This is a genomic window from Halobacillus sp. A1 (assembly GCF_024189295.1).
In the GTDB taxonomy this organism is placed as follows: domain Bacteria; phylum Bacillota; class Bacilli; order Bacillales; family Halobacillaceae; genus Halobacillus_A.
This window is the reverse complement of record NZ_JAIZEN010000004.1, coordinates 119,387-134,736: the sequence shown is the minus strand read 5'-3', so window position 1 is coordinate 134,736 and position 15,350 is coordinate 119,387. Positions and strand designations below refer to the sequence as shown.

Below are 15,350 nucleotides of genomic sequence, written 5' to 3'. Positions count from 1 at the left end.
CAAGAAATTTCTTTCTAAGTTTAGTTTTTACTATACTAGCCATTATTATTTTTTTGTAAAATATTCCATTGATGAAGAGTTTATCAATACTTCTGGGAAAAGATCCTGAAATTAAAAAAGCCACGAGAGTCTCCTCGTGGCTTTTTTACCGTTATCGCTCCATACGTAAAGCGTTTAATATGATTTGCTTGAAATGAGGTGTTGCCTCTTTCAAATCGTCTACGGTGTAAACTGCTGTATAGTATTGGATGACTAGACCATCTACAAATGCAACTAATATAGATGCGCCTAATGGAGAATGGACCATCGGATACTGATCATCTTCATCCAGGCTGGCCAGCTTCTTCTGTAAGTGATCCACCATTTTTTGGAAAGATCCTGAAAAAGTGTTCGCATGGATCTCGCCTCCTGAATATCGGCTCATGACTTTTTGGATGGATTCGATATTGCGGTCGTTGTAGTGCCAGGAGTCATAAAGGAACTGCTCAACAAACTCCTCTATGTTTGTCGAGTCATTTCCATCCAGTGCTCGAATGTAGTCATCCTCTAAATTCTTAAGAATGCCATCCATTTCTGCATGGGAAATATTTTGATTCATAGGATCACCCGCCCTCTAATGTTATATCAGAATAATACCCACGAGTACCCGATTTAAACATATAATTAATTTCCAAAGTTAGACACAGAGGACATTGACACTTTTGAGTAATTCATGTAAAATTCAAAAAAATAAGTTAAATAGCTCTTATCAAGAGCGGCTGAGGGACTGGCCCTGTGAAGCCCGGCAACCTGCAATCTGCAAGGTGCTAACTCCAGCAAAATGGAAATCCATTTTGAGAGATAAGGTACATATAGCGATGTACGTTTATTAGAAGTCTCTCAAATTTTTGAGGGGCTTTTTTTATTGTCGACTGTACCTTGAAACGTTCAGGGAAAGGAGTGGATCAAACTGCAGAATGAGGAAGAACACTTAAAAAAGGTCACGAATGAGATCGAATCGATGCTTTCGACTATGAAATTTGGTTCGATAAAACTCGTCGTCCAAGATGGAAAAGTCATTCAACTGGAAAAGAGTGAAAAAGTCAGAGTTTAAATAAATAGCGTTGCTGACTAGATAAACTAGAGGCAGCCATAAGCTTTCTCCTTTATAAAGGGGCATTCTGCTTATGGCTGCTTTTTTTGAAGGGTTTAAAATTATCCCCCCATTTAAAAGGAGTGTTCTACATATGTTGACTGTATATTTTATCGGAATAGTATTTTTCTGGATCAGTGGTATTGTATTATGGCAAAGAATTTATCCTAAAAAGAGAAAGGAGCAAGCTTAATTATGGAAGTATTATCAGGACCCGTCCTATGGATATCAGCCAGTTTATTTATAAGTTATATTTTCCTGCTTTCTTACATCGGAAATAAAGGTAAAAAATTCAGCCAATCCATGAAAGGATTCGCCACAGCCCAGGGAAAGGTGCCACCCTGGATTGTAGGAGCCAGTTTCTCCGCCACTTTTGCCAGCGCCAACCTTTACATAGGAGTCCCCGGCCTCGCTTATGCTCATGGATTATCAGTGCTCTGGTATGTACTTGGGGCATTCGGGGTAGCCTGGATCGCTTTACTGCTTCTTGCAAAAAAGTTCTGGAAAGTTCATCATCGTGCAGGGGGAGTCTCTACCCTGCCTGAGTGGCTCGGAAAAAGATACAATAGTAAATCCTTACAGACTATCGTATCCTTACTGCTGCTATTCAATATTTATTACATTGTAGGACAAAATGTCGGCATGGCCTCGATATTTGAGACGATCATGGGAATTCCTTATAGTGCAGGGATTGTAATAGGCGTGGTTATTACCGTTTTTTACATTAGGCTCGGAGGAATGTTCGCTCAGCTGATAACCGATGGTATACAAGGAATTTTGATGGGGATTACAGGGATCATCGTTTTTCTTTCCTTATTTTGGACAATTGGCGGTGGATTCTCTGTTTTTTCTGAATTAAAAAGTCAATTAGCTGCAGCAGATCCAGGCCTCGTGACTCCTTTTTCAGATGGCGGGCCTTATGATAATGCTCTCGCTGTAATAGCGATCCAATTTCTGATGATAGGGTTTGTCCTGACTCCACAACTCGCTAATAAGTTTCTATCCCTGGAAAAAGAAGAAGATTTACGGCCGTTTACGATGTCAGCAGGAATCAATTTATTTTTTATAAGCACTTTAATGGTATTCGGCGGCCTGGCTGCCCGAGTCATTGCACCTGGCATATCTAATATGGATCACGCTCTGCCAATGTACTTGATGGAGGCTTTCCCTCCGATTATCGTCGGTATTTTAGTCATCGGCCTGCTGTCTGCCATTCTTTCAAGTACTGATGGATTGTACGTAACAGTTACGTCCAGTATTGGGAATGATATCGTCAAACCATTGCTGGAACGATTTTCAAGCTTGTCCGCAGATGCAGTCGATAAGTGGGCGGTTACCGCGTCAAAATGGTCGTTGATTCTTGTCGGGGGCTTATCTTTATACCTGTCCATCCAACCGCCAGAATCACTCGCTTTATTGATTCAATTCAGTTTTTCTGCCATTATCAGTGGTACTTTCGGAGCCATCCTTTTAGGGTACTTCTGGGATGGAGGAAACCGTTATGGCGCAACCGCCTCTGTACTTGTCGGTTCAGGTACTTATATTTGGCTCACCAGCTTTGAAGTACTAGGAAATATATATGTGGCTTTATTCCTTTGTTCTGTTTTAAGCTTCATTACTATGTACGTAATCAGTTATGTAACATCTTACACTCGTTTGCGTCATGCCTCTGTATTGAACCTTTTAAATAAATCTTAGGAAACCTATAATAAAAGTGTGCTTTTCAGGCTCGATCATCTGGAGAGCACACTTTTTTTATGTTAAAATATTCCTGAAAGCCTTTTTTAACGAGCGTTGTTTAAGCTAATCTTGTTGATCTTTCATCTTCATAATACCGGAGAAAAGCAGGAGAATGGCACCTAAACCGATCAGTACAGAATCAGCCTCTTCGAAGCTTGCCTCAATATTCAATAACCACAGGCCTACCCCAACTAAAAACAACAGCCACCCGGCAACAGATAATTTTCGCTGCATCAGGATTCCTCCTCTATAATTAACTTATTAAGAATTGTACCATGAACGGACAAATTCTGTACTTTATAGAAAATATGACTGATACTACCTCACTCAATAAGGAGAAACTTACGATGATCGAACTGAAGCATGTAGTGAACCGAGAAGAATACCTCCCTTACCTCCTATTAGCAGATGAAGATGAAGAAAAGGTAATGGATTATATACAAGAAGGTGAATTATACGCTATCGTTGATGGCGATCAGGTCATTGGCGCTTGTTTATTCACCTTCCCTTCTCCAAAAGTTGTTGAGATAAAAAATATTGCCGTCATTTTCACAAAGCAAGGAAAAGGAATTGGAACGTCTGTTATTCAAAAGAGCTTTTCCATGTTTCAAGATAGAGGATTTAGTGAAATGATAGTAGGAACAGCGAATTCAAGTCTTGCGAATATCAGTTTTTATCAAAGATGCGGATTTCGTATGGATTCTATTAGAAAAGATTTCTTCTTAGACTACCCAGAACCCATTTATGAGAATGGAATCCTAGCAACCGATATGATTGTATTTTCCAGAGATCTTTCTTAAAGGAGAGGATTATAGTGAAGAAGAGGCTTTACAAATCAACGAGCAATAAAATGTTGTCTGGTGTATTAGGTGGAATCGGCGAGCAGTACGATATCGATACAAGCTTATTAAGAATATTGTATGCGGTCGGAATCTTTTTAAGCAGTGGTTTTCTTTTACTGGTTTACATTGTAGCTGCCCTGATCATACCTAAAGATGTTGAGGTCAATAAAGAAGTGGAATAGAGAAATGGAGCTGTCCCCATGTTATTTTGGGACAGCTCTTTTTTCTATACTAAGCTCTGTTTATGTCCTAGTTGAAATCCCCACCTATAAACTCCTTTATTTAAAATTCAGTTTGGGTAGTTGGGACTGTTTCCATCTCTTTAAATAGAGATTGAAGGTCCGGGAAATCACTCGCTTTCCATGGGCGTACGGTGAGCTTCCTCGGGCTAACGCCCTGTGGGATCTCACCATGTACTTCTTTCGTTTGGGTGGATAACAGAAACAATAAAGGTACTGCTTCACGTGGTAAAGATATAGAACCCTGCAGCAGGACGCTTTTTTTTATGCATCTTAACGAAGACCTCCCCTACCGATGCCAGGGGTTCGTTCATTCATATCATTGAATAACTTTCTTATTGAAATATCAAAACAGCCTTCGTTATTGTTCAATAGAAAAAATGCTCCAATCGTTATACTGTAAGCGACTAAGCCTAACATTAAACGATTGGAACGATTAATTAGAAGTGGTTTTCTTTTCTAAAAGGCTTTTGGGACAGCCTTTTCCTTATTCATCTAGAAACTTATCCATTTCCTTCTTCACAGTCGTCGCTTCTGAACCGATTATAATTTGAAGGTTGTGTTTATCAATCTTGACGACTCCATGAGCACCTGTCTGTTTGATTTTCTCTGTATCTACAATATCTGTATCTTTTAATTCCAGTCGCAATCTTGTCATACAGTGGTCGTTCGTCGTTACGTTTTCTTTTCCTCCGATATATTGAAGGATTTTCTTAGCCATATATTCATGGTTCGAGTGGGATAGCTTCAATTCTTTCTCCTCTTCCGTTGCCTCTTCTTCAAAATCATCCTCTATTTCTCTTCCGATTAAAGGAATGTCCTTTTTAATGATAATGAAGTAGAAGGTAAAGAAGTAAAGAGCAAAAAATACAAGCCCTACAGGAATGATAAGCAGTCCCCCATCAGATAAGTTTAAGTTGACAAAATAGTCAATTGCTCCCGCTCCCCAGGAGAATCCATGTCGAATGTGGAGGATATAGAGCACGGCCCCTGCCAAACCTGTGTAAACGGAATGGATGAAGTACAGTAATGGAGAAGTGAATAGGAATGTAAATTCAATAGGCTCTGTAATCCCTGTCACAACAGATGTAGCTGCTCCAGAACTCATCAATGTCTTCGTCTCTTGTTTCTTTCTTCTGGCCGCTTTAGTAATTGCTAAAGCGATAGCGGGAATTCCGAACATCATCGTAATGAAGAATCCGCCAATGAAGTATCCGGCTGTCGGGTCTCCGCTTAAGAAACGGGTGATTTCCCCTGCTACCACTTCACCATCGGCTGTTTCATACTCCCCTAGCCCAAAGTAAGCGTACGTATTAAGCACATGGTGCAAACCAAATGGAAGTAAGAACCGATTTAAGAACCCGAAAATGAATACTCCAAATGCCCCTAGATTGACTAACGTTTGACTAAATGCATTAATCCCTGATTCAGCAAAAGGCCAAATGAGTGACATGACTCCGGCAACCGGAATCATCGTGAAAATGATCATCGTGATCGGAAATTTTTCTCCGCTGAAAAACGCGAACATACTCGGCAGTTTAGCATCCTTGAACTTGTTATAGATGTAAGCTGCAATGAGTCCTGCCATTACCCCTCCGAAAACACTCATATCAAGATCCTCATTCATAATGCCAAGTCCTTCTTTAAGAACAATAATTGCTAAAAATCCTGTGAGTGCCGGAATCCCCTTATCCTTTGTATTGGCAAGTCCCATCGCAATACCTATAGCAATCAGTGCATCCATTTGAGTCAAAATGACTCCCGACGCTTGAAAGAGTGGAATATCCAGCATATCTTCTGCGGTCAAACGCAGCAGGAGACCAGCTATCGGCAAGGCGACAATTGGAATGAGTAACGATTTACCCAACTTTTGCATAAAGTTTTTCATCATTCGTTCCTCCTCATGGTTGTTAACCCTTAAAGATCTTTAAACGTAGCCAACTTAAAATCTTTTCTCGACTGGATAAGTTCCACTCTATCCTGATCCGTCAAAAACTCGACTTCATCCACCCTTGGATAAGTGAAGGATGAAGTGGACATCAGCTTCTTATCTAAATAAGCAGGATGGGCCATGACTTCGACTGTTTCTTGATTACCAAATAGATGATCCAGGGATTTTTCATCTTTTAAAGCGGTTTCAATCAAAATTGAAAATGCATCTGTTGTTTTGGTGCCTTCTTCCCGAAGCTTCTTCAAGATTGCTTCACCCATGTTATTGCGAACAGGTAAATCATATTCCTTGGCAAGAGTTAAGAAGACTTCCGGAATCTCTCCAAATGAATTGATATGATGATGGCTGTCTAAATGAGTAGGAACCAATCCATAGGAAAGGAATTTTTCAATCTGAGCTTTCCATTCTGCGTAAACCTCATCATAATCGATAGTAAAAGCTCCCTGGTAGAAATTAAGCCGCCGGAAATTCCCCTTCGTATCTACAATTGTCTGATGACCGTCTAATATAGGGCGCCCGCACGTCAGCACCAGGTGGATTCCCACACCCAGGGATGGATGCTCCCTGGCCAGCTCCGCAGCATGATCACGCCCTGGCATATTTGCCATAAAAGTTGTCGACGTTAACACACCCGTTGTATGAGAATCGATAATTCCATAATTGACCCCCCGCGAATATCCAAAGTCGTCTGCATTTATTATCAGCTTCTTCATCTCCACTCCACCTTTGTCCCCTGATTTACAGAGGAAATATTATTGAAAGTCAGGCCAATACCCTTTGTTTGCCTCAAGCAAATCTCCAACGATATTCTTCGCTTTATTAACATTGACTACTGTTCTGTTTAAAGTTAGTGCCTCGACAAGTTTTTGTTTATTATTCTCAAAATAAGCGTCGACTACCAGTTTTTCATAAGCACGCTGCCCTTCAATCAATCCTTTATTGAACGTTGGAATATCTCCAATGGCATAAGGTTTAGGACCCTGGCTCGTTAACGTACAAGGCACCTCGACCATAGTGTCAGATGGAAGGTTCGCGATGACTCCATTATTTTTTACAATGACTATAAACCGCTCGGCGGTATTGTAGGCAAGTGCCTCAGCTGCTTTGATCATGAATACTCCGTGAATATCTACGTGAAGATCAGAATTCTCGGCAGATCCTTCAGCTATGATTTGATCGCACGTATCATGGACACGCTTTTGCCTTCCTTCGATGACTTGTCTGGCTCTGGTACGATTCGGATCTTCTTTTGCCGCCAATTCGTCGGGATACAAATAATATTGTAAATACGTATTAGGTAAAAACTCTGGAAAATCAATCAGCATTTGCCTAGCTTGTTCAAAAGTTTTCTGCCAGGAGACGTCATTTGCAATCTCGGTATCCTCCGGTTTGAATCCTGTCTCAATAATCAATCGCTTTAATCGTTCTGTATGGTCATTTCCAGCTTTATCATAAATCTTTGTAAACCACCCAAAGTGATTAAGACCAAAATATTCAGGAACGAGATCCCAAACATCAATGTCAAGCAGTTTCGCGTAGCTTATCATAATAGCAATCGGCATATCACAAATATTCAGCAAGCGGGAGTCGTCAGGAAATTCACGACTTAAAGCATCCGCCACAATGGCTGCTGGATTTGTGTAGTTAAGAATCCACGCCTCAGACGAATAGGATCGAATGTCCTTTACGAGCTCGATCATGTCTTTGATAGACCTCAGCCCATAAGCCATACCCCCTGGCCCGCATGTTTCCTGACCCACCACCCCATGTTTAAGGGAGATCTGCTCATCCTGCTCCCTCATGGCAAGTCCGCCAGTGCGAATTTGGACAAAAACAAAATCAGCGTCTTTGAATGCCTCTTCCTTGTTAGTCGTATACGAAAATGAATTCAATTCTGGATAGCGTTCTTTGAAAAGTATCTCTGTTGCTTTAGCATTTCTCTCCTGTCGCTGTTCATCAGTGTCATAGAAAACAACATCTTGTAAAGGAAAGTTATCTTTTTCTTCGATTAAACTCATCATCATGCCCATAGTGTACGTACTGCCACTTCCGGCAACGACCAGCCGCTGTTTTTTCATAGCGCAGCTCCTCTCTGAATTATCTGATAACTTATTTATAACACTAATTTAATACAAGTACAACACCAAACATGAATTAAATTGGTATTTTTTTATTAGAAATATATGACATAAGCACAACTTTAGCCCCATTATAAAGAAAAAATCTATAAAATAATGTAAAAATATCAATTTTGGTTTATACTTGTATCATACATTAATACAAGTTATTTTTAGAAAGAGGAAGGTGACACTTTTTGAATACAGGCTCCCCTCTATACAAACAAGTAGCAAACCAAATAAAAAAAGACATCATTACAGCAAAATTAGATAAAGATGAAGCGATCCCTTCAGAAAACAAACTAGCTGTTAAATACCAGGTGAGCAGAGTAACCATTAGACAGGCTATACAACTCCTCGTCCAGGAAGATATTCTTTATAAGGTCCGCGGCAGTGGAACGTATGTAAAGAACTCTAAAATCGAGCATGATATTTACCGATTGCAAAGCTTTACAGAAGAAATGACACACCTTAATCAAAAGCCTACCAACCAAATATTGGATTTTAATATGCAAGCTCCAAGTGAAGAGATTAGAAAAACATTACAATTAGAAAGGAATGAGAAAGTATTTTTTATACGCAGGCTTCGCTGCGTGGAAGAAGAACCGATGATCTTAGAAGAAACCTATATGCCCGTATCCTTATTCCCTGATTTATCAGTCGAGGTCATGACACAATCCAAATACGAATATGTAGAAAAAAAAGGATATGTCATCAAGGAGCGCCAAGGAGAGATTCTGCCAATGTCTCCAAATGAAGAATTAAAAAAGACACTTCAACTGAAAAAGGACTCATCGATATTATCGATGAATCTTTGGGCTTACTTTGAGGATGATACAATCTTCGAATTCACGAAACTTTACTTTAGAAGCGAGAAATACACATTTAAATTTACATCAAAACGTTTTTAAAAAGGAGGATTGCGATGGATATCATAAAAGTGACTTCTTATGAAGAAATGAGTGCTGAGGCTGCAAAAATCATCATAGATAGAGTGAAAGAAACGCCTTCCATCACCTTAGGTTTAGCAACGGGAGGTACTCCGATAGGAACTTACAAAAAGCTGGTGGAAGACTACGGGAAATCGGCAGCAACATACCAGCACGTCTCCACTGTCAACCTGGATGAATATATCGGTTTATCAGGGGACCATCCCCAAAGTTACCGTATGTATATGGAAAATCATTTATTTAAACACATCGATATCCCTGCTCATCAAACATACCTCCCAGATGGTACGGCGGAAAACCTTATGAAAGAATGTCAGCGCTATGACCAGCTAATCGAGAACATGGGAGGAGTGGACCTGCAACTACTAGGTATCGGTCAAAATGGGCACATCGGCTTCAATGAACCAGGCACTCCCTTTAATAGTAGGACACACATCATCGATCTGATGGAATCTACAAGGAAAGCGAATTCCCGCTATTTTCCTACTTTAGAATCCGTCCCGGAACAGGCTATCACTATGGGTATTCAATCCATCTTTGAAAGTAAAGAAATTTTGCTGCTCGCTTCAGGACAGAAAAAAGCAGAAGCCATTTACAAGCTTCTTGAAGGAAAGATATCAGAAGACTTCCCAGCCTCTATTTTAAGAAATCACCTGAACGTCACCTTAATTGCTGATGCAGCAGCTTTATCTCATACGGATCTATAGGCGAAGATCATGCCCCAATTAAAGAACAACATGCGAAAACGTCCAGGATAGAGAGCCTGGACGTTTTTTTGTTGCTGATTTCTTAAAAGCTCTTTCATACTTTTTGGATGTACACGAAGCTTTAGCAGAGAAAAACTCTCCTTTCGCTCATTGAAAAAAAGTGGACTCCCTCCCTATTTCTTTAGAGTAACGTCCCCTTTATGTCACCAAAAAAATGAAAGAAACATCAAGATGCTTGGCACGACACAAAAAATGTATTTTTTAACATGTAACTAAGGTCTCTTAGCCCGAAGAGTAAATTTATATTCATCACTCTTAAAATGATTCTCACTGTATTCAAAAACCGTCCCATCTACTAAAACACTGTAGGACTGCATTTTCAATATTGGAGTTGACTCTTCTACCGTTAACGCTTGAGCGACATCCTCACTCGGCAAAACAGGAATCACTTCTTGAAAGCTTTCTTTTATTTTTTTGCCAACCTCTTTCTCTATATAATCATATTTGGATCTCTTCATAATCCCATAGGATAAATTCGGAAAGAGAGAGACAGGCAAATAAGTATCTTCTACCACGTACGGAACATCATCGACCAATCTCTGTCTCCGTATATAGAATACCTTTTCCCCTTCGGCAAGCTGAAGCATCTTCCTTACATGATCATCAGGGTCTATCAGTTGAAATTTCAGAATTTTGTTCACGGGTTCCTTACCAAGCCGCCTCATCTCTTCTGTAAAACTCAATAAGTCAAATATATTACGTTCTATTTTTTGTTCTTTTACATAAGTTCCGCTTCCTTGAATTCTTTCAAGTAATCCTTCTTCCACAAGGACCTTAATCGCCTGCCGGACCGTTACCCGAGAGGCTTGATATTGTTCAGACAGGTGAAGTTCGGTTGGTATCGCCTCCCCATCTTTCCAAATCCCTTCAGAAATATCTTCTTTAATTTTTTGTGCAATTCTTCTATATAAAGGCGCAGCCATACGAATTCCTCCTGTTCTTCACATTAGTCATTATACAGAAAAAGCATAAAAAATTCGATACAAATGTTGACGCTTTCACCAATATGTATTATATTCATGGTAATACTAATTAATACAAATATAATACCTATCAGGAGGGGAATCCCTATGAAAAAGCAAAACCTTGTTGTTGTAGGCGGTGGCAGTACGTATACCATCGGGATGATTATGAGTTTAGTAGCAGAGAAAGAACAATTCCCATTAAAGTCAATTACGTTTTATGATACGAATGCTGAGCGCCAGGAGAAAATAGCTAAAGCTTCCGAAATCATTTTGCGTGAGAAATATCCTGAACTCGAAAAGTTCTCTTATACGACGAACAAAGAAGAAGCATTAACAGATGCAGATTTTGTATTCGTTCAAATTCGAACCGGCGGCCTTGCAATGCGTGAACAAGATGAACAAATCCCCCTTCGTCATGGTGCGGTAGGTCAAGAAACGTGCGGACCTGGCGGTATGGCCTACGGTCTTCGTTCAATTGGAGATATGATCGATCTCGTGAACGATATTCGTCATTTTTCACCGAATGCCTGGATTCTAAATTACACCAATCCAGCCGCTATCGTGGCAGAGGCTCTTCGTCGTGAATTCCCTGACGATAAGAAGCTTCTGAACATTTGCGATATGCCAGCAGCTATTATGGTCAGCTACGCGGGGATTCTCGGCAAAGATGTATTCGACTTAGTGCCTGAATACTTCGGCCTTAACCACTTTGGCTGGTTCACCAGCATTTTGGACAAAGACGGTGTGGACCATACTGACACGATTAAACGAGCCATAACAGAAGATGGTTTTATTCCTGAAGATGCTGAGATTGCAAATGACCCTTCCTGGATTAAAACGTTTAAGCAAGTAGAACAAATGGTCACCGATTTCCCTGAATATTTACCGAATACGTACTTGCAGTATTATTTATACCCTTCCCAGATGGTTGAAAAAGAGGAGGCAGACAACACTCGCGCACGCCAGGTTATTAATGGACGCGAGAAAAGAGTGCATTCTCTAGCTGATCAAATCATTGCAGATGACACAACTGAAAATGTCGAATTAGAAGTCGATATTCACGGACGTTATATGATTCGAGTAGCTGCTTCTATGGCTTATAATAACGGAGATATTTTCATCGTGATGGTTGAAAATAATGGGACCATCGCGAACTTGCCAGATGATGCCATGGTTGAAGTTCCATCTGTCATTACGAACCGCGGGCCTAAACCGTTCGCTGTAGGCTATATTTCCACCTTCTACAAAGGATTAATTGAAGGTCAGCTCGCATATGAAAAGCTTGTCGTGGACGCCTATTACGAAAACAGCTACGAAAAAGCACTTCAAGCATTAACATTAAATCGCACAGTTATCGATGCACCAAGAGCCAGAAAGATTCTTGACGATATGATCGATGCAAATAAAAATTACTGGCCTGAACTACACGCGAACAAACAAGCCTTGACCATTTAATTGAAATAATAGACCCGCAATAACAAGTCGGGTCTATTATTCCCCTTACAAAGAAAGCGCTTGCCTAAAAGGAGGATGTAAAAAGTGAAAAAGTATTTCGGAAGTTTGCAGAAATTTGGTAAATCCCTCATGGTTCCTGTCGCCCTTCTGCCCGCTGCAGGTATACTACTTGGAATTGGTGCTGCTCTCACCGGTCCGCTGGCAGATACATTAACTTTTCTACAAAATGATATGATCCAATTCATCGGTACCGGGATGTCGGATATCGGTATCAGTATATTTGACAATTTAGCGATTATATTCGCAATTGGTGTAGCCATAGGGCTTACGAGCGGCTCTGGTATTGCAGCTTTGGCAGCCTTATTAGGTTATATTATTATGAACAAAACAATTTCTTTTGCCTTAGATATAACTCCTGAAATGGCAGAAGAAGGCGGAGAATATGGAATGGCGCTCGGTATCCCGACGTTAGAAACCGGGGTTCTCGGCGGTATAATCGTTGGATTACTAGCTGTTTGGATTTACAACAAATTTCATGAATTTGACCCGCCAGAAGTTCTAGGCTTTTTTGCCGGAGATCGCTCTGTAGGGATTGCGATGGTTTTTTCCTCTATTTTTCTAGCTATAGCTATGATGATTGTTTGGCCTCCTATCCAGGGCGGAATCAACGCGGTAGCAAACGTTATCGCCAATGGAGCAACTAACCCTCTTTACATTGGTTTATATGGTTTCCTTGAACGAGTTCTGATACCAACAGGTCTTCACCATATTTGGTACGCTCCGTTTCTATGGACTTCTCTAGGAGGAACCGTTGAAGTTGCCGGAAGTTCTGTATCTGGTGATCAATACATTTTCCTTGCTCAGGTTGCAGAAGGTGTAGAGGTAACAGCTGGCCGCTTTATGGCTGGTAAGTTTCCTGTTATCATGTTCGGACTTCTTGGAGCTGCTCTTGCTATGTATCGTCAAGCTGATAAAAATAATCGCCCTGTCGTCAAAGGGATGCTCATTGCCTCAGCAGGTACGGCGTTCCTGACAGGAATTACAGAACCTATTGAATTCACATTCTTATTTGTAGCACCGCTTCTATTTGTCTTTCACGCTTTCTTGGCCGGTGTTTCGTTTGCGGTCATGTACATGCTTAATGCCAATATTGGCTGGGCAGGCGGATCTGGGCTTATTGACTATGTTCTAGTAAACGCCATTCCAGGCACAAACAATTGGTGGTTAAATATAGTTGTAGGAGCCGTGTTCTTCGTTATATATTACTTTTCCTTCTCTTATGCTATTAAAAAGTGGGACCTTGCTACCCCGGGACGTGGCGGCCAGGAAAACAAACTTTATACACGAAAAGATTTTAATGAAAAGAAAAAGGGAGGAAAATCAGAACAGACAAGGGAGACTGCGGCATCCATTATGAACGCCTTAGGCGGTCAAGAGAATTTAAAACATGTAGATGCCTGCTTCACAAGGCTGCGAGTAGAAGTTAAAGAAATACAAAAAATTGACGAAGACGAGCTTAGATCACTTGGAGCTGCTGGAGTAGTGAAGGTCGATCACAACATTCAGGCCATTTTTGGAGGCCGTTCAGATCTTTATAAAAATGAAATCAACCGTATTATTGATGAATCTAATGCTTCTTAAATACAAAGAGTCGCTTTCCCTGCGGAAAGCGACTCTTTTTTGAAACAGTCATGTGCTTCTATCCATGTCAATATTGTATCCCCGTAATCTTATCTAACACTAATCTCCGACTACAATATGCGCGACCATCGGCCCTTCAGTATCTGTCGTCGTATGGGTGTTACAAATCACTCGATAAATCCCTTCTTCATCAAACTGAAGATCTAACACGGTTTCACTGCCTTGTTTTACGACCCCCTGCTTATCAGTGCCCTCAACCGTAAACGGGTGTTCATGACCATTGACTCCATAAATACTCAATTTGAAGAGTTCTCCTTTTTTCACAAAAATAGTGCCAGGATCAAAACGGTAGGTTTCAATCACCTGCCCGTCCTCCTTCTCTGCTTTGAATTCACCCGTGACAAGGTTAATCGTCCGCATCTGTCCGCTTTCCACCTGTGAGGAAGTGGGAGCCGTACTTCCAAAAAAGAGATTGATGATGAATACTGCACCGGCTAATACAAAAAATGCGCTGCATATGATGAGGATTTTTTTCCCCGAAACAACTAAAGCCTTCAAGTAGATTCCTCCCAAAAAGCCTGTTTGCTCATGTATATGCTTTTAGACCTTTGGAACTTGTCTACTTTCTTTCAGAAACTGAAAATCATTTCGATTTCTTGAAAAATGCTTCTGGAGTCTCTGCTTTAAAACGCATCAGCTTCTTAGTTGAGGGGTGTTGAAATGTAAGTAGTTTTGCATGGAGACCTAACCTGCCAATCCCCTTTTTTGCAGCTCCGTACTTTTTGTCTCCAGCGATGGGATGACCGATATCTTCCATATGAACACGGATTTGATTTTTCCTTCCGGTTTCTAATTGAACTTCCAATAAGGAAAAAGAGGAATTCCATTGGATCCGCTTGTAATGAGTCACGGCATATTGTCCATCATTCGGTTTTTGACTCGAATGCATTTTCATGCTTTTTGATTCTTTCAGCCATGATGAGATGGTGCCTTCAGACGTTTGAACTTCACCCTCAACTAATGCCATATACGTACGCTCTCTAACAATATTTTTCCAATTGTTTTGGAGCGCATGCTTTATTTTTTCATTTTTTGCGAACATCATGACTCCAGAAGTTTCCCGGTCCAACCTATGGACAATGAATATCCGCCCTTTAGGGTTATGATTTTGGACATGGTCCGTAAGCTGACGGTATGCTGTCGATTGTTTTTCCTTTGCCGTAGCCACTGATAACAGTCCTGAACTTTTATCGATGATGATTAAGTCTTCATCTTCATGCAGAATCTTGAGACCTTGCAGAGGGGTGCTTTTTTTGAAGCTGCGATTGTGACCGACTTCCACCATTTGGCCCTTCTGCAGCTTATAATTGAACGCCGTCTCCGGTTGGCCATCTACGGAAACCTGTCCTCGAGCCAGCAGCGTTTTTACAGAGTTTCTGCTTCGTTCGGATAGTATCGTGAATAGGTATTCAAGCAATTGGCTGGGTTCGTCCACGCAATACCGATTCGAATTTTTCATGCAATAGGACCTCCTTATCAGGTAAGAACACA

Annotated in this window: 16 protein-coding genes and 1 riboswitch; of the genes, 8 read left to right on the top strand and 8 right to left on the bottom strand. The window is 40.7% G+C overall.

All coding sequences use genetic code 11. The features are described from left to right. Positions 1-151 precede the first annotated feature (151 nt). Positions 152-598: a hypothetical protein gene (locus LF817_RS06275; RefSeq protein WP_253934928.1), complete on the bottom strand. Its 447-nt coding sequence runs from the start codon at positions 596-598 to the stop codon at positions 152-154. 144 nt (positions 599-742) lie between these two features. After that, positions 743-847: riboswitch (SAM riboswitch) on the top strand. Positions 848-949: 102 nt separating this feature from the next. On the opposite strand from LF817_RS06275, the gene LF817_RS20175 reads away from it, so the two are divergent. After that, positions 950-1,093: a YezD family protein gene (locus LF817_RS20175; RefSeq protein ID WP_256558214.1), complete on the top strand. Its 144-nt coding sequence runs from the start codon at positions 950-952 to the stop codon at positions 1,091-1,093. Between the two features lie 234 nt (positions 1,094-1,327). Beyond that, positions 1,328-2,830, top strand: coding sequence for a sodium:solute symporter family protein (locus LF817_RS06265; protein ID WP_253934926.1), 1,503 nt, complete (start codon positions 1,328-1,330; stop codon positions 2,828-2,830). A gap of 105 nt (positions 2,831-2,935) precedes the next feature. Here the strand turns inward: LF817_RS06265 and LF817_RS06260 are convergent, their stop codons facing one another. Next, positions 2,936-3,106, bottom strand: a complete 171-nt coding sequence (locus tag LF817_RS06260; RefSeq protein ID WP_253934925.1) for a hypothetical protein — start codon at positions 3,104-3,106, stop codon at positions 2,936-2,938. 113 nt (positions 3,107-3,219) lie between these two features. On the opposite strand from LF817_RS06260, the gene LF817_RS06255 reads away from it, so the two are divergent. Both LF817_RS06255 and LF817_RS06250 read left to right on the top strand, forming a co-directional pair. Beyond that, positions 3,220-3,672, top strand: coding sequence for a GNAT family N-acetyltransferase (locus tag LF817_RS06255; protein ID WP_253934924.1), 453 nt, complete (start codon positions 3,220-3,222; stop codon positions 3,670-3,672). Positions 3,673-3,686: 14 nt separating this feature from the next. Beyond that, positions 3,687-3,896 (top strand): PspC domain-containing protein, encoded by a 210-nt coding sequence (locus LF817_RS06250; protein WP_371925004.1) that lies wholly within the window; start codon positions 3,687-3,689, stop codon positions 3,894-3,896. Between the two features lie 544 nt (positions 3,897-4,440). Here the strand turns inward: LF817_RS06250 and LF817_RS06245 are convergent. Genes LF817_RS06245 through LF817_RS06235 form a run of 3 tightly spaced genes read right to left on the bottom strand, consistent with a single transcriptional unit; the run spans position 4,441 to position 7,982 of the window. Then, positions 4,441-5,841, bottom strand: a complete 1,401-nt coding sequence (locus tag LF817_RS06245; protein WP_253934923.1) for a PTS transporter subunit EIIC — start codon at positions 5,839-5,841, stop codon at positions 4,441-4,443. Between the two features lie 29 nt (positions 5,842-5,870). Next, on the bottom strand, positions 5,871-6,617 hold the full coding sequence (chbG, locus tag LF817_RS06240) for a chitin disaccharide deacetylase (RefSeq protein ID WP_253934922.1): 747 nt from the start codon (positions 6,615-6,617) through the stop codon (positions 5,871-5,873). Between the two features lie 39 nt (positions 6,618-6,656). Beyond that, a complete protein-coding gene (locus tag LF817_RS06235) occupies positions 6,657-7,982 on the bottom strand; it encodes a 6-phospho-alpha-glucosidase (RefSeq protein ID WP_253934921.1) in 1,326 nt (441 codons plus the stop codon). Between the two features lie 236 nt (positions 7,983-8,218). Here LF817_RS06235 and LF817_RS06230 point away from each other — a divergent pair, with 236 nt between their 5' ends. Both LF817_RS06230 and nagB read left to right on the top strand, forming a co-directional pair. Further along, the gene (locus LF817_RS06230) at positions 8,219-8,932 is read left to right on the top strand and encodes a GntR family transcriptional regulator (RefSeq protein WP_253934920.1); all 714 of its coding nucleotides are present in this window, start codon (positions 8,219-8,221) and stop codon (positions 8,930-8,932) included. A 14-nt stretch (positions 8,933-8,946) separates the two neighbouring features. Further along, positions 8,947-9,678 (top strand): glucosamine-6-phosphate deaminase, encoded by a 732-nt coding sequence (gene nagB / locus LF817_RS06225; RefSeq protein ID WP_253934919.1) that lies wholly within the window; start codon positions 8,947-8,949, stop codon positions 9,676-9,678. 272 nt (positions 9,679-9,950) lie between these two features. On the opposite strand, the gene LF817_RS06220 is transcribed toward nagB, so the two are convergent. Beyond that, complete coding sequence (locus tag LF817_RS06220) at positions 9,951-10,661, bottom strand: GntR family transcriptional regulator (protein WP_253934918.1); 711 nt, start codon at positions 10,659-10,661, stop codon at positions 9,951-9,953. A 147-nt stretch (positions 10,662-10,808) separates the two neighbouring features. Here LF817_RS06220 and LF817_RS06215 point away from each other — a divergent pair, with 147 nt between their 5' ends. After that, on the top strand, positions 10,809-12,158 hold the full coding sequence (locus tag LF817_RS06215) for a 6-phospho-alpha-glucosidase (protein WP_253934917.1): 1,350 nt from the start codon (positions 10,809-10,811) through the stop codon (positions 12,156-12,158). A gap of 84 nt (positions 12,159-12,242) precedes the next feature. Beyond that, a complete protein-coding gene (locus LF817_RS06210; RefSeq protein ID WP_253934916.1) occupies positions 12,243-13,799 on the top strand; it encodes a PTS transporter subunit EIIC in 1,557 nt (518 codons plus the stop codon). A 99-nt stretch (positions 13,800-13,898) separates the two neighbouring features. Here the strand turns inward: LF817_RS06210 and LF817_RS06205 are convergent, their stop codons facing one another. Then, complete coding sequence (locus LF817_RS06205) at positions 13,899-14,357, bottom strand: cupredoxin domain-containing protein (RefSeq protein ID WP_253934915.1); 459 nt, start codon at positions 14,355-14,357, stop codon at positions 13,899-13,901. 85 nt (positions 14,358-14,442) lie between these two features. Further along, the gene (locus LF817_RS06200; RefSeq protein WP_253934914.1) at positions 14,443-15,318 is read right to left on the bottom strand and encodes an RluA family pseudouridine synthase; all 876 of its coding nucleotides are present in this window, start codon (positions 15,316-15,318) and stop codon (positions 14,443-14,445) included. Positions 15,319-15,350 lie beyond the last annotated feature (32 nt).